We start from the raw sequence: 17,488 nt of genomic DNA, 5'->3' as shown, positions 1-17,488 counted from the left end.
GTGTGACGCCCTCGGCCCCGCGTGCCACGCGGGGCCGAGGGCGTCACGGATGGCGTCAGTCGTGCGTGGAAGCCGCACCCAGCAGTTCGCGGACGCGGGCCGCCGCGTCCCGGAACTCCGGGCGGCCCAGCGTTTCGCCGTACTCCCGTTCCGCGCCCAGCCCCACCTCGATGATCTCCGAGATCGTGCCGGGGCGCGGGCTCATCACGACCACCCGGTCGGCCAGGTAGACGGCCTCCGGGATGGAGTGCGTGACCAGCAGGACGGTGGTGCGGGTCTCCCGCCAGATGCGGTTCAGCTCCATGTTCAGCTGCTCGCGGGTGAGCGCGTCGAGGGCGCCGAACGGCTCGTCCATCAGGAGCACCGGCGGTTCGTGCAGCAGCGCCCGGCACAATGCCACCCGCTGCTGCATTCCGCCGGACAGCTCGTGCGGATACGCGTCCTCGAAACCGCCCAGGCCCGTCATCCGGATCAGTTCGTCCACCCGGCCGCGCGCCTGCGCCGGGGGCATCTTCCGGATCTCGGCCTGGAGCAGGATGTTCCGGCGCGCCGAGCGCCACTCCAGGAGGGCGGCGCGCTGGAACACGTAACCGATGTCGTGCCGCACCCCGTGGACCTGCTCGCCGCCCAGCCGGACCTCGCCCGAGGACGGTTTCAGTAGTCCGGCGACCAGCTTGAGCAGGGTCGACTTGCCGCATCCGGACGGTCCGACGATGGCCACGAACTCGCCGGGCGCCACATCCAGTGACACTCCGCGCAGGGCGGTGACGTCGCGTTTCCTGCTGCGGAACCGGACCGCCACGTCGGACAGGGCGACCGCCGCCGCGGCGGCGGAGGCCGGCGTTCCGGTCTTCGTCGCGTACTGCTCGGGCATCGTCATCCCTTCAGCGCCGTCTTCTCGTCCCAGTACTCCGCGACGGCCTTCGGCTTGCTCACCATGCCCGCCTCGGCGAAGACGTCGATGGTCTGCTGCCAGTCCGCCTCGTTGTTCACCCCGGGTGCCTTCCCCTCGGTCGACGGGGTGTGCAGCAGGGTGAGCGTCGTCCTGAACTGTTCGGCCAGGACCGTCTTCGAGGGCAGTTGCTCCGAGGCCCCGTCCATCGCCGCGACCGCGGGCCCGGGGGCCTTCGCAGCGGCCGCCCACGACTCGCTGACCGCCTTCACCATGCGCCCGGCGAGTTCGGACCTGGACGCGAGAATCTTCTGACCGGCGAGCAGACCATTGGAGTAGAAGTTCAGCCCGTTCTCGGAGAACCGCAGATACGAGACCTGCTTCTTGGCCTTGTCCTGCATGGTGGGGCCCTGGTCGCTGGCGTAGCCGAGCAGTCCGTCGGTCTTTCCGGAGATGACCGCGGCGATCTTGCCCGCCGGGTCGGTGTTCTGGACCTTGACGTCGGACTCGCCGAGGCTGTTCTTCTTCAGGAAGATCGGGAAGGTTTTGGAGAGCGCGTCGCCGGCGGTCCCGGCGATGGTCTTCCCCTTGAGGTCGGCCGGGGAACTGATCCCCTCGGCGTCGAAGGACTGCACCGATGCCGGGGTGGTCTGGAGGAAGACCCCGAGGCTCTTCACCTGGACGCCCTGGTCGACGCCGGCCAGCAGCGCGGGGGTGTCCGCCCAGCCGAAGTCGGTCTGGCCCGCGGCGGTGGCCTGCACCGTCTTCTGCGAGCCCTGGCCCGCCTGGATGTTCAGATCGATGCCGTGCTTCTCGAAGATCTTCTGCTGCTTGCCGTAGTAGAACGGCGCGTGTTCGCCGTACGGGTACCAGTTGAGGGTCAGCGTGACCTTGTCCAGCTTCTTGCCCGATTCGCTGGTGCTGGTCGACGCGTCGTTGCCACCGCAGGCCGTGGCCACCAGGACGAGGGGGACGACACCGATCAGGAGTCTGCGCGCATGCATGGGCTGGCCCTTCTCGCGACGAAGTCGGTACGGCGGAGTCAGTACGTGGTGGTGGCGGAGGTGTCCCGGCGGCTGGCGTGCCACGGGAGCAGCAGCATTTCGGCGATCTCCACGGCTACGAAGAGGACGACCCCGATGAGGGACATCACGAGCAGTCCGGCGAAGAGCATCGGGGTGTCGAGGTTGCCGTTGGCCTGGAGGATCACATAGCCCAGGCCCTCGTTGGCGCCGACGAACTCACCGACGACCGCGCCGGTGACGGCCAGGGTGACCGCGACCTTGAGCCCGGAGAACAGGTGCGGGAGCGAGGCCGGGAAGCGGATCTTGAGGAAGGTCTGCCAGGGCCTGGCGCCCATCGTCGCCGACAGCTGGAGCATCTCCGGGTCGACCGCCTTGAGGCCGGTGACCATGGAGATCACCACGGGGAAGAAGGCGATGAGCACGGCGATGAGGATCTTCGGTCCGATCCCGAAGCCGAGCCAGACGACGAACAGCGGTGCGATCGCGATCTTCGGTACGACCTGGGCGAACAGCAGAATGGGGTAGAGGGTGCGCTCGACGGTCGAGGAGTACACCATGACCACCGCTGCCAGGACGCCGACGGCCGCGGCGATCAGGAAGCCGAGGAGTGTCTCGTACGTGGTCACCCAGGTGTGCTGCCAGAGATAGTCGGCCTTGCCGGTCAGGACGTCGAGGGTCGCGCCGGGGGACGGTACGAGATAGGGCTTCACCAGCTCCGCCGCGGAAATCACCCACCACACGGCGAAACAGGCGAGCAGCAGGGCAATGGGGCGCCAGCTCTGCTCGGCCGCACGCGCGAACCGCTCCCCCACCGAGGGTCCGGCCCGCCGGACAACTCCCGTCGCCTCGGGGGGACTTTTGGTCAACGCGCTCTGGCTCACTGTGAACTCCCTGCACTTCGGGGGCAGTTGTGGAGAGCTGTGCGATCCTGCGGTGACGAGAAGGCGCTTTCAGAAAGCGCTTTCTGATAGGGTTTTCGCCACGCTAATGACTGCCTGCACGCACGGTCAATAGGTCGTCGGCAAGTTTCGGGGGCCTCCCACCACCGCGCCCTTGGGGGTCGAGTTGAGTGAATACGGAACATCGCACCGCCCAGGGCCGCACGACGGCCACCCCTCGACCGGGCATGTGACGCTCGACGCCGTGGCCCGGGAGGCCGGCGTCTCCCCCGCCACGGCCTCGCGTGCGCTCAACGGCACGGCCCGGGTGCGGGAGGATCTGCGCGAGCGGGTACGGGCGGCGGCCGGAAGGCTCGGGTACATCCCCAATGCCCATGCCCAGGCGCTCGCCAATTCGACCAACAACCGTACGGTGGGCGTGATCTGTCATGACGTCAGCGATCCCTACTTCGCCGCCGTGTCGAGCTGTGTGATGCGGGCCGCGGCCGAGCAGGACCTGCTGGTGATGCTGGCCTCCACCTTCCGGGAGCCGGCCCGGGAGATCGCCTATGTGTCGATGCTGCGGGCCCAGCGCGCACGGGCGATCCTGCTCATCGGCTCCGGCATCCAGGACCGGGCGTGGGAGCGGGCCCTGGATGCCGAGCTGGAGCCGTATGTCCGCATCGGCGGGCGGGTGGCCGTGGTGAGCCGGCACCGCAGTCTGCGGGTGGACACCGTGCAGCCGGAGAACCGGGCGGGGGCGGCCGCGCTGGCCCGGACACTGGCGGGGCTCGGGCACCGGTCGTTCGCGGTGCTCACCGGACCGCCCGCGCTGACCACCGTCTCCGACCGGCTCACGGGATTCCGGGAGGGGCTCGCGGAGGCGGGCATCGGTCTCGGCCGGGTCGTGGAGGGCGCGTTCACCCGCGACGGCGGGTATGCGGCGGCCCGCCGGCTGCTGGCCTGCGACGGGCCGCGGCCGACCTGTGTGTTCGCGGTCACCGATGTGATGGCGGTGGGTGCGCTCGCCGCGCTGCGGGAGGCGGGACTGCGGGTGCCGGAGGACGTCTCGCTGGCCGGGTTCGATGACATTCCGCTGGTGCGGGAGCTGTCACCGGCGCTCACCACGGTGGCGCTGCCACTGACCGCGATGGGCGAGGGCGTGATCGCGCTCGCCGCGGGAGCGAACGGCGGGGCGGCGGGCCCGGGTGCTGCGGGTGGCAGGCGAGGTGGTGGTGCGGGCGAGCACGGCGACGCCGCCGGTCGGGTGACCGACGGCGTCCCAGGGTCTTTCGTTTGGATCAGGCCGGGCTCGCGTGCCCCGGTGCCTGATCCGGCCTGATCCAAACGAGAGGCCCTCGGGGCCTGCCCGGTGGATCAGGGTCGTACAGGCCCTACGGGTGGACGAGCACTTGGGACAGGGCCACGCGTCCGGTGCCGGACGTCACGATCTTCACCGTGCGGGTGCGGCTGTCCAGGTCCAGGACCGTCGGGCGCAGCGCCTTCCCGCTGACGTGGATCGTTCCGTCGTCCGTGACCACGTCGAAGTCGGCGGTCGTGGAAGAGGAGTTGTTCCAGATCTCGATCTGACGGATGTGCTGCTCGCCGCCCAGGTCGACCTGCCACCAGGCGCCCGCCTCGGACAGCGTGCGGGTGTCCGTGTTGGTGTCGCCGTCCAGGGCGAGTGCCGCGTCCGCCGTGCCCTCGGTGGAGGACTGGGTGGCCGTGCCGGTGCGGGCCAGGTCGGTCCGCAACTGCTCGACCGGGCCGCCGTTGGCGCCTGCGCGGCGCGCGACGGCGAGCGCCTCGGCCGGCAGCCGGTCCAGGCCGGTGAGGTTGTCCGTCATGACCGAGCCCCGGCCACCGAGGGCGGGCGCGGCAGTGTCGGTCCAGTTGCCCCGGGCGGTGTTCTCGATGCCGTAACCCGCCCAGTTCGAGACCCACTTGTACCCGATGCGGGTGATGACGTTCTTCTCGACGAGGATGTGCGAGGACTGTTCGTCGAGGTAGATGCCGTTTCCGTCGCGCTCGGTGTTCCCGAAGGCGGAGCGGTTGATGTAGTTGCCGGAGACGACCGTGCCCGGCTGCGCGCCCTGGGTGTAGATCGCGCCACCGTCGTGCTGCGCCTGGGCGACCTCCATGACATTGGTGATCCGGTTGTCGGTCACCTTGTTGTCGCGCAGGACGGACTTCTGGGACTCGGGCTGGTTCCAGCCCCAGCCGACCGAGATCCCGGAGTACGGGAGGTGGTCCAGGCTGTTGTGGTCGACGGTCAGCCCGGCCTCGTACCCGGCCCAGATGCCCACCGCGTCGGTGTACTCGACGCCGGAGCGGGTGATGGTGTTGTACGCGACGGTGTTCCGCTCCCCCGCGAGCGCCGCCGACGGCATGGGCTCGGTGTCGCCCACGTAGATGGCGCCCGAGGACAGGTCGGTGAAGGACGAGCGGGTCACCGAGCTGTCCTCGGTGCCCGCTTCGAGGATCGCGCCCGCCCCGCCGAGCCGGCTGAACCGGGTGTTCTCGATGCTGACGCGCTGTCCGCCGCGGACGGTCACCGCGGCGGACGGCTTGGTGTAGAAGCGGCCCGCGTGGTCGACGGGGCCGGTGGCTCCGGTCAGGGTGAGACCGGCCTGCATGCCCGCGTAGCCCTCGTCGGTGCCGGGCTGACGGTACGCCGCGTACGCGAAGCCGATCCCGCTGACGGTGACGTCATGGGCGCCGTCGACGACGAGCAGCTGTTCGGTGTGCGGGGTGACGGCCCGCGCGTGGCGCATGTTCTCGCCCTTGCGCGGCAGGTAGGTGACGGTGCGGTCCTTCGAGTTCCAGACGAACTCACCCGGCTGGTCGAGGAGTTCGGGGGCGTTCTCGAAGAAGGCGACGCCGCTGTAGCGGGTGGAGTCGACCGTGGTGGAGTCCCAGGCGGGGCCGGTGCGGTCGGTGCCGCTCGCCGAGTTGGTCCAGCAGGGCTGGGCGAAGGTCATGACATCGCCGTTCACGCCCGTGATCCGGCAGTGGTAGTTGCGCCAGCGGACCCGGATGACGGCTTCGGCGTCGGTGGGACGCTGCCAGTCGGCGATGCCCGTGGCGACCGCGCCGGTCATGCCGGTCTTCGTGGCGTCGCAGGTGCCGGCGGCGCAGGCCCCGCCGCGGGCGCGGGTCGCGCGCCGGCCGTCGATGAAGAGCTGGCGCGGGTCGACGCCGGCCGGGACGCCGGCGGTCCAGGTGCCGTCGGCGTTCTGCCGCCAGCCGGTGATGTCCTGTCCGCCGGAGAGGACGGGGCGGGCGCCGGGGGCCGCGGTCCAGGTGACGGTGTGCCCGTCCTTCCCGGAGTCGGCGGCACCGAGCTTCAGGGGCCGGTCGAGCTTGTACGTGCCGTTCTTCAGCAGGACGCGGACATCGCGCCCGGTCTCGGTGCGGGCCTGGTCACGGGCGCCTTCCGGGCTGCACGGGCGGGCGACCGTGCAGGAGGTGCCGGCTCCGTCCGGGGCCGCGTACAGGGTGCGGGCGCCGGGCGCGGCCTGGGCGGCCGGGGCCGCGAGGAGGGCGGCCAGGACGGCGGCGGAGGCGGCAGCGGCGGTTCCTCGTACGACGTTCAGGGAGTGGCGGTTCACGCGGAGGCCTTCCAGTCGGGGTGGCCGGGCATGGGTGGGTTCACGGCTCCGAAGAGCCAGTCGCGCAGGAACGGGTCGACGGAGGTGTCGCCGGTGACGTCGACGGTGTGCAGGATGAACGCCTCGCTGGTGTACGTGGAGTCCTTGAAGCGCTTCACCCACTCGCGCATGACCCGGTCGAACATTCGCTGACCGATCTGCAGGCTGAGCGCGTACAGAACGAGGGCGCCGCCGTCGTAGATGTTGGTGCCGCCGAGCGCCTTGGGCAGTCCGGGCGGGCCGTCGGCGGCGCGGACCGCGTCGAGCTTCTCGTACGTCGCCTTCATCTTGTCCTCGAAGACCGACCAGCCGCGCTCCTCACCGTACAGACCGGCGTAGTACACGGCGGGGCCCTCGTTGAGCCAGGCCTGCTGCCAGTCGTTCGGGGTGACGGAGTCGCCGAACCACTGGTGGACCAGTTCGTGGACCATCGTGGTCTCGTAACCGGGCCGGCCGTTGGCGTTGAGCTTGAACCAGTTGGTGGAGAACAGGGAGAGGGTCTGGTTCTCCAGGGCGTCGGTGTAGCCGTCGTAGATGTGGACGCCGTAGACGGAGAACGGGTAGCGGCCGAACTTCGCCTCCAGCCAGGCCAGATGGTCGGCGGTACGGGCGACTACGGGTCCGTACTTGTCCTCCTGGCCCTGCGGGACGATGTGCCGCAGCGGCAGACCGCGATGGCTGGTGCCGTACAGATAGGTGCCCTTGACTACGGCGATGCCGATGAGTTCGGTCGCCATGCGCTCGCGCAGGGCGAAGTGCCAGACGGTGGAGCCGTCGGCGCGCGGGGTCTTGTGGAGCAATTCACCGTTGGCGGCGGCGACATAGCCCTGCGGTGCGCTGATGTGAAAGGTCCACGTCGCCTTGTCGGACGGGGTGTCGTTGCAGGGCAGGAAGGTGTCGGCGCGGGAGGACTGGGCGGCGGAGGCGAAGCCGCCGTCGGTGCCGAACTTCCAGCCGGTCAGGCCGAGTCGGGGCGACTTGCCGTTGCCCCGGTATCGCACCTCGGTGGTGAACGCCTGCCCGTTGTGGAGCGGGCGGGCGGGGGTGACGGTGAACTCCTGGCCGCTCTTGCCGGGCGCGAGCGCCCAGGTGGCGGGGCGGCCGCCGACGGTGACGGAGTCGATGGTGTGTCCGTCGGTGTCCAGGTTGAACGCGGAGAGGTCCTGGGTGGCCTTGGCGTTGATCCGCACCACGGCGGTGAAGTCGTAGGTGACCGGGGTGAAGTCGAAGGTCAGGTCGTAGTGGACGACCTGGTAGCCGCCGTTGCCGAGGGTCGGGAAGAGCGGGTCGCCGACGCCGTCCGGGCCCGGCTTCGGGTCGAAGCCGTGTGGCTGTGCGATGGCGGTCGAACCGAGTGCGGGTACGGCGACGGCCGCGGCGACCGCCGCGCCGCCGAGTCTGAGGGCCGAGCGTCGGGTCGTCACTTCTTCCCCTTCTGGAAGGCTTCCTCGAATTCGCCGCGCGCCTGCTCGCCGCCCTTGGCCAGGTAGTCCTTGACGAGCTGGTCGTAGGCGGACATGGGCTTGCGGCCCGCGACGATGTCCTTGAGCGCGTCCTGCTTGAACGTGTAGAGGCTGCCGGACCCCTTCGAGTCCCACGTGGGCGAGGAGTACTGCAGGGTCGGGTCCTGCTCCATCATCGGGATCATCTTGGTGAAGGCGTCGTGGACGTGACGGACGCCCTGCTCCGAGTCGGCGCTGAAGATGGCCGGGACGGCGGAGGCCATGAACTTCCAGGGCACGGTGACGTCCTGCGTGCCCTGCTTGGTGAGCGCCGGGTTGCCCTTGGCGTCGCGGGTGAAGTCCTTGCCCTCGACGCCGTAGTTGATGAGCGTGTACTCCTGGCTGCCGAACGGGGACGCGGCGAAGTCGGCGAGGGCCAGGATCTGCTTGACGCGGTCCCCGGACGCCTTCTTGATGTGGGTGTTCTCCAGCTTGACGTTGTCCATCCAGGCGATGGCGTCCTTGCCGACCGGCACGAAGGGGCGCGGGTCGTACTTCTTGTCGATCGCTCCCATGGCGGCGACGTACCCGACGCCGGGCGCCAGGTAGGTGGGCATCCCGTCGTAGACGTAGGCGCCCTTGCCGTTCTTGAACATGTCCGTGTACTGGGCCTTCTGCGCCCCGGACATCTGGAGCGTGCCCGGGTAGAAGCAGCCCGCCTTGTACAGCAGCCGGGCGGTCTCCACCGCCTTGCGGAACTCCGGCGTCTCCAGGTCGGTGGTGAACTTGCCGGTCTTCTCGTCCAGCCGCCAGTAGAAGGGCGCACCCGCCGACATGGCGAGCATGCTGGTCGCACCCGCGATGATGGCGTACTGGTCCTTCTTGGGCTGCGTCAGTTCCTTGCAGACCTCGACGAACCGGTCGAGGTCGGTGATCTGGTCGAGGCTGGTGACGCCGACCTCTTCGAACAGGTCGTGGCGGTAGACGCCGGCGCCGCCGGTGCCGGTGCGGGCGATCGGGATGCCGTACAGCTTCCCGCCGAAGATCGCGGCCTGCCAGGCGCCCTTCGGGATCGCGGCCAGGTTCGGGTAGTCCTTGATCTTGTCACCGGCGAGGTACGGGGTCAGGTCGGCACACTTGGCCTGGAGGAAGGCGGCCTTGTTGTCGACACCTCCGACCTCGGGGTACATGAAGAGGTCGGGCAGGCTGTCGCTGGCGACCATGGTGGAGAACTTGGTGCCGTAGTCGTCCGCGGGTACGGCCGTGATGTTCACCTGGCCGCCGAGCAGCTTCTCGATCTCCTGCCAGGCTGCGTTCTTGCCGCGCGCGGGCGGCGGCGGGGAGAAGGTCTCCATCGTTGCGCTGATCGGCTTCGCCCCCTTGAGCGGGGTGTTCTTCGTGGCGCGCAGCGGCTTGGCCGGGTAGCTGAAGAAGCCCTGCGGAACGCCGGCGGCGGTGCCTGCCAGGTCGGGCTTGAGACCGATGTTGCGGACCGCGGTGTCCGGGAGCAGCGAGGCGCTCTTGGCCTCCGCCTTCGCGGTCGTGCCGCCGTCGCCGCAGGCGGCGAGCAGCGGGGCGGCGGCCAGTCCCAGACCGACGCCCGCACCCATGCGGAACAGTGCTCTGCGATTGATGGGGGTGGAGCTCGACACCTGAATCTCCTTGAGAGAGGGGAAGGAAGGAGTGGGGGGCGGTGGCTGCGCTGAGAGGCTGTCGGGTGGCCTCTGATCGGGCGGCCGACGGACTCTCAGCCCTTGACGGCGCCTGTGAGCACGCCCTTGGTGAAGTAGCGCTGGAGGAACGGGTAGACGCAGAGGATCGGTACGACGGCGATCACCAGGACCGCCATCTGTACGGCCTGCTGCGGGGCGAGCACCTCGCCGGCCGATGCGGCGTTCAGGCTCTGGCCCTGGAGCACATAGGTGCGCAGCACCATCGGCAGCGGCCACTTGTCGGAGTCGTTGAGGTACAGGAGCGAGTTGAAGAAGGCGTTCCAGTACGTCACCGCGTAGAAGAGGCTGATCACGGCGAGGACGGCCTTGGAGAGCGGCAGCACGATCCGTACCAGGACCCGGAAGTCGCCGGCTCCGTCGACCTTCGCGGCGTCGTACAGCTCCTCGGGCAGGTTCATGAAGAAGGACCGCAGGACGACCAGGTTGAAGGCGCTGACCAGGGTGGGCATGACGAGCGCCGCGTAGGTGTCGTACAGGCCGAGGCCCTTGACCAGCAGGAAGTTCGGGATGATGCCCGCGTTGAAGAGCATGGTGAACAGGGCCGTCATCAGGATGAAGCGGGATCCCGTGACGTCGCGGCGGGAGAGCCCGTACGCCATGCCGACGGTGACGAGGAGGCTGGCGAGGGTGCCGATGACGGTGATGCCGACGGAGACGATCAGCGCCCGGGTGACTACGCCTCCGGTGAAGATGGTGCGGTAGGCGTCCAGGGTGGGGTGGTCCGGCCACAGGACGAGGCCGGAGCTCTTGATGATGTCGGTCTGCGAGGCGAAGCTCGTGCCGATGACGCCGACCAGCGGGTAGGCGACGGCGAGGACGACCACGACGATGGCGACCGCCTTGGCGGTCTGTCCGATGCGGGTCGGCCGCTCCATCCACGGGGGCCGGCCGTCGGACTTCCGGGCGGGGGCGGGGCGGGGCGCCGGTGCGGTGGATTCCGTTGTGGCGCGCGTCTTCTCAGCGGTCAGCACCGCGGTACACCCCTTCGTGGCCGAGTCGGTGGGCGAACTTGTTCGCGCCCAGGACGAGTGCGGTGCCGATGACCGCCTTGACGAGTCCGACGGCGGCGGCGACGCCCCAGTCGTTGTCCTTGATGCCGTGGTAGTAGACGTAGGTGTCGAGGACTTCACCGGCGTCCGGGCCGACCGCGTCGCGCTGGAGCAGGATCTGCTCGAAGCCGACGGAGAGGATCTGCCCGAGGTTGAGGATCAGCAGCAGGATGAGCACGGGGGCGATGCCCGGCAGGGTCACGTGCCACAGGCGGCGTCGCGGTCCCGCGCCGTCGATGGCGGCGGCCTCGTACTGCTGCTTGTCGATGTTCAGCAGCGCGGCGAGGATGATGATCGTGCCCCAGCCGGCGTCCTTCCAGGCGACCTGGAGGGTCAGCAGCCAGGGGAAGGCGTCGGGGTCGCTCATCATGTCGTAGCGCGGCAGCCCCATGCCGCCGAGGACGTCGGGTAGGAGCCCTGCACCGCCCAGGATCTGCTGGAAGATCGAGACGATGATGACCCAGCCGATGAAGTGCGGCAGATAGACGACGCTCTGTACGAAGCGTCTGATCCGGTCGCTGGCGATGCTGTTGAGCAGCAGGGCCAGGGCGATCGGGATCGGGAAGAAGAACACCAGCTGGACGAGGGCGATCTCCAGGGTGTTGAACGTCGCGGACCAGAAAGCCGGCTCGCTGAACGCCGCGGAGAAGTTGGCGAAGCCCACCCAGACGCTGTGCATGTAGCCGAGGTACGGCTGGTAGTCCTGGAACGCCACGACATAGCCGAGCAGCGGTACGTAGTGGAAGACGACGAAGTACAGCAGGCCGGGCAGGGTGAGCAGCAGCATCACCCGGTCCCGCTTGATCCGCTGCCAGAGGCTCAGCCGGTGCTGTGCGACAACGGCCCCGGCGGCTGGCGGGGAGGGTGTTTCAGCCTTCTGCCGCCGCTTTTCCCGCGGCAACGGGGGTGCTGTTTCAGCCATGGTGCGTCCTGTTCGGCTGGGTGGCGCGTGGTGGGCCTTCTGGGGCCGCAAGTTAGTAAGCGGTTAACCCAAGCGTCAAGAGATCCGGGCAAAAGTCGTTGAGTCGCGATGCTCCGGCGGCCGAATCCAGCACCTTGAACCAGCAAATATGCTGTTGAAATGGACAGTTGAGGCGGACGGGAGCTTGACGGTCGGCCGTCACGCTCCTTAGCGTGCCGGTCATCCCATAGAACGCGATTACTGTCCGGAGGCAGGGTGCGAACCACCGAAGAGGCACCGGCGCATTCCGGTAGCGATGCCGCGGCACCGTCCCCGCGACGGCCGCGCACGCTCCTGGTCATGAGCCCCGGACTGCTGGACGATGTCTTTCCGCCACCGGTACGGGCCCGCCTGGAGGAGACCGCCGACCTCCTCAACCCGTCCGTGATCAGCGAGTTCGACTCCCCGGAGGCCTCAGCTGCGCTGAGGGCCGCGGAGGTTCTGCTCACCGGCTGGGGCTGCCCTCCCGTCGACGCCGCGCTGCTGGACCGGGCGCCCGCGCTGCGTGCCGTGATCCATGCGGCCGGCACGGTGAAAACGTTTCTGTCCCCGGTTGCGTTCGATCGCGGGATCGCCGTCTCGTCGGCCGCCGCCGCCAACGCCGTGCCCGTCGCCGAGTTCACCCTGGCGGCGATCATCATGGGCGCCAAGCGGGTGTTCCCGCTGGCCGGGCTCTTCCGCACCCGGCGCACCCACCGCACCGGCGCCGACCTCGACCGGCAGCACTGGCTCGGCACGCACGGGCTGACCATCGGCGTCGTCGGGGCCTCCCGGATCGGCCGCCGGGTCATCGAACTCCTCCGGGTCCTCGACGCGGAGGTGCTGCTCTACGACCCCTATGTGAGTGCGGCCGAGGCGGAGCTGCTCGGCGTCACCCCGACCGACCTCGACACCCTGGTGGCGACCAGCGACGTGGTGACCGTCCACGCCCCGGACACACCGGAGACCCGCGGGATCATCGACGCCCGCCGGATCGGCCTGATGCGCCCCGGCACCCTGCTCGTCAACACCGCGCGCGGCCCCCTGGTGGACACCGAGGCACTGACCGGGCACCTGGTCAGCGGGCGGCTGGACGCGGTCCTCGATGTGACTTCGCCCGAGCCGCTGCCGCACGGCCACCCCCTGTGGGACCTGCCGAACGTCTTCCTCACCCCGCATCTGGCCGGCGCCCAGGGCAACGAGGTCGGGCGGCTCGGGGCGCTCGCGGTCGACGAGCTGGCACGGTACGCGCGGGGCACACCGTTCGACCACCCGGTACACCGGGCCGACCTGGGAAGGATCGCGTGAGTCCCTGGCCGGCGCAGGCTCTAGGCTCGACGTCACACGACAATCAGGGGGTGAGCCGGATGCGCCGGCAGAGTACAGCCGCGGACGGACAACGGCGGGCGACGGTCACCGACGTCGCACGGCGCGCAGGCGTCTCGACGGCCACGGTCTCCCGCGTACTGAACCGCAATTACCCGGTCGCCGAGGCGACCCGGGAGCGGGTCGAGTCCGCGATGCGCGAGCTGGGCTATGTCGTCAACGCCCACGCCCGCGCACTGGCCGGCGTCTCCAACCGCACCGTCGGGATCATCGTCAACGAGGTCATCGACCCGTTCTACGCGTACATCGCGCGTGGTGTGGAGCGGGAGGCGGCACTGGGCGGACGGCTCTGTCTGGTCTGTTGCACCCAGGGCGACCCACAGCGGGAGCTGGCCTTCATCGATCTGATGCACGAGCGCAGGGCGGACGCGGTGGTCGTGGTCGGCGGTTCCATCGCGGACCGCGGCTACACCACCGAGCTGGCCCGCCGGGCACGCGAGCTGGACGCGGGCGGTTCGAAGCTGGTGCTGTGCGGCAGGCCGCCGCTGGACGAGCAGGCCCCGACCGTCGCGGTCGAGTACGACAACGAGGGCGGCGCCTTCGCCATCACCGACCATCTGCTGATGCAGGGCCACGAGCGGATCCTCTACCTCGCCGGCCCGCCCAAGCTCTCCACCACCCGCGACCGGCTGACCGGATACCAGCGGGCGCTGCGGCTGCGCGGCATCGACCCGGACCCCGATCTCGTCAGGCCCGGCGCCTTCAGCCGCAACTTCGGCTACCGGAAGATGGCCGAAGTGCTGCGGGACGGGCCGGACTTCACCGCCGTCTTCGCAGCCAACGACATGGTGGCGGCGGGTGCGGCCCAGGCCCTGGAGGAGGCCGGGATCCGGGTGCCGAAGGACGTGTCCCTGGTGGGGTACGACGACATTCCGGTGGCCCAGGAACTGCGACCCCGGCTGACCACCGTCCACATTCCGCTGGAGGAGATGGGGCGCCAGGCGGTACGGCTCGCCGTGAACAGCGGGGACGAGGACGACTGGCGCGAACCCACCACGGGTGCGCTGCGGCTCGGCACCCACATCGTGGTACGCGATTCCGTTGCACCGAGGCCCGGCCGTTCGACTCGTAAGTGACCGGTTACTTCCCGCCTGTCCACAGTTGGCCATAGAAAATCGCAGTAACTTCCTATCCCCTCTTGCCTCTGGATAGCAACCGCTTACATGCTGGCGCCGAGCAGCACCGTTCCGCACGCTTCCGCCCCTCACTCGTTTCCGCAGGGAGAGTTCCGCATGCGCATGCCCACAGACTCCGCCGGCTCCTCCACCGCTTCTGTCAGCAGCACCTCCTCCGTCGGCCGGCGTTCCGTTCTCGCCGCGGCCGCCGGAGCCGGGGCAACCATCGCACTCGGCGCCGCTGCCGGAACGGCCCGGGCCACCACGCCCGGCACCGGCTCGGAGCGCCTGGCCTGCGGCCCGGTCATGCTGACCGTGACCGCCCGGCCCGCCGCCGAGGCCGAGCGGCTGCGGCTCGGACAGGCCCTGCGCGGCTCGGAGTTCCAGCCCACCGGTCTGTACGTCCCGGCCGGCACTCCCCTCTCGCTCACCGTCCAGCCGTACGACGATCTGCTGCCCACCCTCTGGATCGGCGCCTGGGACTACTACGGCGAGGTCACCGAACCCCGTAGCTATCCGCTGACCGCGGGCGCGAACACGGTCACGGACCCGCACGGCGGCCCGGTCTACCTCACCCTGACGGGCCGCGGCGAGCGGGCCGGTGTGGTGGTCCGCTCCGGTGCCGTGCCCATGCCGGTCTTCGCCCTGGGCCGCACCTCGGAGGCCGACTACCAGCGGCAGCTGGACACCCTCACCACATCGCCGTACGTCGAACTGCACGCGCCGCACACGATCATGACGCTCACTCGCGAGGGTGCGCTGCTGTACCGCGGCGAGGACCACGCCGCGCTGCTCGGGCTGGTCGAGACGATCATCGACTCCCATGCCCGGATCAGCGGCCTCGACGGCTCGAAGCCCGTGCACCGGCGCAAGGCCGGGCCGTACCACTTCACCGAGGTCAGCAAGGTGCCCAGCGGTGTCGGCGCCTACGCCACACACGGCTACAACGGCTTTCCGCGCGCCTACCTCGACCGGGCCACGACCGTGGAGGGGCTGCGGACCCGGGGCTGGGGGCTTTACCACGAACTCGGCCATCTCCACCAGCAGTTCGCGTACAAGCCCGGCGGTCTGACCGAGGTCACGGTCAACATCTACTCGCTGGCCGCACAGCGCACCCTGAAGCAGCCGTCCAACCTCCTCACCGTCGACCCGAAGACGGGGCTCACTTACTTCCAGTCGGCACGGCTGAAGTTCGGCACGGCCGGGCTGACATACGAGAAGTCCTTCGGCGCGTACGAGAAGCTCGTCCCGCTGCGACAGCTGGAGCTGGCCTTCGGCGACGACTTCTGGCCCCGGATGCACAAGCTGGTCCGCGAGGAGAACCCGCAGTCCGACTACACCGAGACCGACAAGCGCTACCGGGCGCTCGCCACCTGCTCCAGCCGGGTCGCGGGCTACGACCTCACGGACTTCTTCGTGAACACCTGGGCGTTCCCGATCGACGCCACGGGCAGGGCCGAGCTGGCCGCGCTGAACCTTCCGAAGCCGCCCGTCGACCCGTCCACACTGGCCGACTGACCGCAGCGACAGGGGAGTTCACCGTGAACCTCAGCAGACGTACCCTGCTCGCGGCGAGCAGCGCCACCGCCGTGACGGCCGCGACGGCACTCATCACATCGGCCGGCGCGGCGCACGCCTCCCCCCTCACGGACGCATCCGTCCTCGCGGACGCATCCGCCGGGGCCACAGCCGCCGCCGGCTTCGACACACTGTTCCAGCGGGCCGAATCCCTGCTCACCGGGGGCGGGTTCGACCCGGCCGACACCGACTTCACCGCGGCGGGCGCGGCCCTGGACACCACGGCCAAAGGGCTGTGGGACACCCTCGACCGCAGCGCCGGCCGCACCGCGCTCTGGCCGGACCTCGCCCCGCTCACCGACCCGGGCAACTTCGGCCAGAGCTATACCCGGCTGCGTACCGTCGCGACCGCGGGCTGATGATGGACTCGGTGCGCGGCCGGGCGGTCTCCCGGGAGCGTGCCGGTGACCACCGCGACGGTGCGACGGCCCTCGCGGCGATCCTGCTCCTGGCCTCCGGCGCACCGGCCGCGTACGCGACACGCTGGCGGGCACTGGTCAAGGGCTGGCTGACCCGTAACCGCACCACCCCCTTCGAGGCTTTCGCGACGCTGCCCCAACTCGCCCTCGCCAAGGCCGTCCTGAACGACAGGAGCCTGCCGGCCGAACCGCGCACCACGGGCAGCCATGTCTTCGCCGACATGGACCGTGTCGTGCACCGCCGGCCCGGCTGGGCCTGCGCGCTGTCCCTGTCGTCGAAGCGGATCTCTGCGTACGAGGCGGGCAACGGCGAGAATCTGCACGGCTGGTACACCGGCGACGGCATGACGTATCTGTACGACGGCAACGACCTGGGGCAGTTCAACGACGGCTTCTGGCCGACCGTCGATCCGTACCGGCTCCCCGGCACCACGGTCGACACCCGGCAGCGGACCGATCTCGGCACGAGCGCGGGTACGTCCACCTACCGTCCGGCCAACGCCGTCGCGGGCGGTGCCGTGCTGGACGGCCGGTACGGGGCCGCCGCGATGGAGGTGATCGGCGACCCGGGCACCACCCTGCGGACCAGGAAGTCGTGGTTCCTGCTGGACAATGCGGTGATCGCGCTCGGGGCGGGCATCACCGCGAGCGACGGCCGGCCGGCCGAGACGATCGTCGAGAACCGCAACCTGGGGACGGACGGACGTCACCGGCTGCTGGTCGACGGCGTCCGCCAGCCCGTCGAGCAGGGCTGGAGTGCCGAGTTCGGCCAGGCCCGGTGGGCACATGTCGACGGAGTGGGTGGCTATGTGTTCCCCGGGGCAACGGCCCTGCACGCCCTGCGTGAGCAGCGCACCGGCACCTGGCGGGCCATCGACACCGGGGCGGACACGGGTGGCAGCACCGATCCCGTCACCCGCCGCTACCTGACGCTCTGGACGGACCACGGCCTCTCCCCCACCGACGCCCATTACGCCTATGTGCTGCTGCCCGGCGCATCGGCCGCGGCGACCGCGGTCTGGTCACGGTCCCGGCCGGTCCGGATCGTCGCCAACGACACCACCGCACAGGCCGTGGAGGTACGCCGGGCGGGGCTGACCGCGGTGAACTTCTGGGGCGCCGGAACGGCCGCCGGAATCACCGCGTCGGGCCCGGCATCGGTGCTGGTGCAGTGCCACGGCGCCCAGGTCAGGGTCGCGGTCGCCGACCCGGGCCGGACGCTCACCACGCTCTCGGTCGAGCTGCCGTTCCCCGTACGGTCGGTGGTGAGTGCCGATGACTTGGTGAGCCTCGTCCCGGGCCGCAGGCCCGTGCTCACCGTCGCCGTCGGCGGCTCACGCGGCCACACCCACCGAGCCGAACTCATCCAGTAACCCACCCC

At 69.9% G+C, this 17,488-nt stretch carries 14 protein-coding genes; 6 read left to right on the top strand and 8 right to left on the bottom strand.

Annotated elements, in window-relative coordinates:
- Positions 1–55 precede the first annotated feature (55 nt).
- Genes OG978_RS36170 through OG978_RS36160 form a run of 3 tightly spaced genes read right to left on the bottom strand, consistent with a single transcriptional unit; the run spans position 56 to position 2,798 of the window.
- Positions 56–880 (bottom strand): ABC transporter ATP-binding protein, encoded by an 825-nt coding sequence (locus OG978_RS36170; RefSeq protein WP_326769271.1) that lies wholly within the window; start codon positions 878–880, stop codon positions 56–58.
- On the bottom strand, positions 877–1,896 hold the full coding sequence (locus tag OG978_RS36165; RefSeq protein ID WP_326769270.1) for an ABC transporter substrate-binding protein: 1,020 nt from the start codon (positions 1,894–1,896) through the stop codon (positions 877–879). Before OG978_RS36165 ends, OG978_RS36170 begins: the two co-directional genes overlap by 4 nt.
- Before the next feature lie 38 nt (positions 1,897–1,934).
- Complete coding sequence (locus OG978_RS36160) at positions 1,935–2,798, bottom strand: ABC transporter permease (RefSeq protein WP_326769269.1); 864 nt, start codon at positions 2,796–2,798, stop codon at positions 1,935–1,937.
- 247 nt (positions 2,799–3,045) lie between these two features.
- Here OG978_RS36160 and OG978_RS36155 point away from each other — a divergent pair, with 247 nt between their 5' ends.
- A complete protein-coding gene (locus OG978_RS36155; RefSeq protein ID WP_326769268.1) occupies positions 3,046–4,137 on the top strand; it encodes a LacI family DNA-binding transcriptional regulator in 1,092 nt (363 codons plus the stop codon).
- A 52-nt stretch (positions 4,138–4,189) separates the two neighbouring features.
- Here the strand turns inward: OG978_RS36155 and OG978_RS36150 are convergent, their stop codons facing one another.
- The 5 genes from OG978_RS36150 to OG978_RS36130 form a co-directional block, all read right to left on the bottom strand.
- The gene (locus OG978_RS36150; protein ID WP_326769267.1) at positions 4,190–6,406 is read right to left on the bottom strand and encodes a right-handed parallel beta-helix repeat-containing protein; all 2,217 of its coding nucleotides are present in this window, start codon (positions 6,404–6,406) and stop codon (positions 4,190–4,192) included.
- Positions 6,403–7,869, bottom strand: a complete 1,467-nt coding sequence (locus tag OG978_RS36145; protein ID WP_326769266.1) for a M1 family metallopeptidase — start codon at positions 7,867–7,869, stop codon at positions 6,403–6,405. The genes OG978_RS36150 and OG978_RS36145 overlap by 4 nt, the downstream gene beginning before the upstream one ends.
- A complete protein-coding gene (locus OG978_RS36140) occupies positions 7,866–9,539 on the bottom strand; it encodes an extracellular solute-binding protein (RefSeq protein ID WP_326769265.1) in 1,674 nt (557 codons plus the stop codon). The genes OG978_RS36145 and OG978_RS36140 overlap by 4 nt, the downstream gene beginning before the upstream one ends.
- 95 nt (positions 9,540–9,634) lie before the next feature.
- The gene (locus tag OG978_RS36135) at positions 9,635–10,495 is read right to left on the bottom strand and encodes a carbohydrate ABC transporter permease (protein WP_326770266.1); all 861 of its coding nucleotides are present in this window, start codon (positions 10,493–10,495) and stop codon (positions 9,635–9,637) included.
- Positions 10,496–10,577: 82 nt separating this feature from the next.
- Positions 10,578–11,591 carry an ABC transporter permease gene (locus tag OG978_RS36130; protein ID WP_326769264.1) on the bottom strand — a complete coding sequence of 338 codons (1,014 nt, stop codon included), beginning with the start codon at positions 11,589–11,591 and terminating at the stop codon, positions 10,578–10,580.
- A 339-nt stretch (positions 11,592–11,930) separates the two neighbouring features.
- On the opposite strand from OG978_RS36130, the gene OG978_RS36125 reads away from it, so the two are divergent.
- From OG978_RS36125 to OG978_RS36105, 5 genes are all read left to right on the top strand, one after another.
- Entirely contained in the window at positions 11,931–12,917 is a 987-nt protein-coding gene (locus OG978_RS36125; RefSeq protein WP_326769263.1) for a hydroxyacid dehydrogenase, read from the top strand.
- 59 nt (positions 12,918–12,976) lie between these two features.
- The gene (locus tag OG978_RS36120; protein WP_326770265.1) at positions 12,977–14,071 is read left to right on the top strand and encodes a LacI family DNA-binding transcriptional regulator; all 1,095 of its coding nucleotides are present in this window, start codon (positions 12,977–12,979) and stop codon (positions 14,069–14,071) included.
- A 156-nt stretch (positions 14,072–14,227) separates the two neighbouring features.
- Entirely contained in the window at positions 14,228–15,628 is a 1,401-nt protein-coding gene (locus tag OG978_RS36115) for a M60 family metallopeptidase (RefSeq protein ID WP_326769262.1), read from the top strand.
- 23 nt (positions 15,629–15,651) lie between these two features.
- Positions 15,652–16,047, top strand: coding sequence for a hypothetical protein (locus tag OG978_RS36110; RefSeq protein ID WP_326769261.1), 396 nt, complete (start codon positions 15,652–15,654; stop codon positions 16,045–16,047).
- A complete protein-coding gene (locus tag OG978_RS36105; protein ID WP_326769260.1) occupies positions 16,047–17,480 on the top strand; it encodes a polysaccharide lyase family 8 super-sandwich domain-containing protein in 1,434 nt (477 codons plus the stop codon). Before OG978_RS36110 ends, OG978_RS36105 begins: the two co-directional genes overlap by 1 nt.
- The last annotated feature ends 8 nt before the right edge of the window (positions 17,481–17,488 follow it).

The organism is Streptomyces sp. NBC_01591, from assembly GCF_035918155.1.
In the GTDB taxonomy this organism is placed as follows: domain Bacteria; phylum Actinomycetota; class Actinomycetes; order Streptomycetales; family Streptomycetaceae; genus Streptomyces.
Note: the sequence above shows the minus strand (reverse complement) of the source record. Positions and strands in the feature narration are given on the sequence as shown.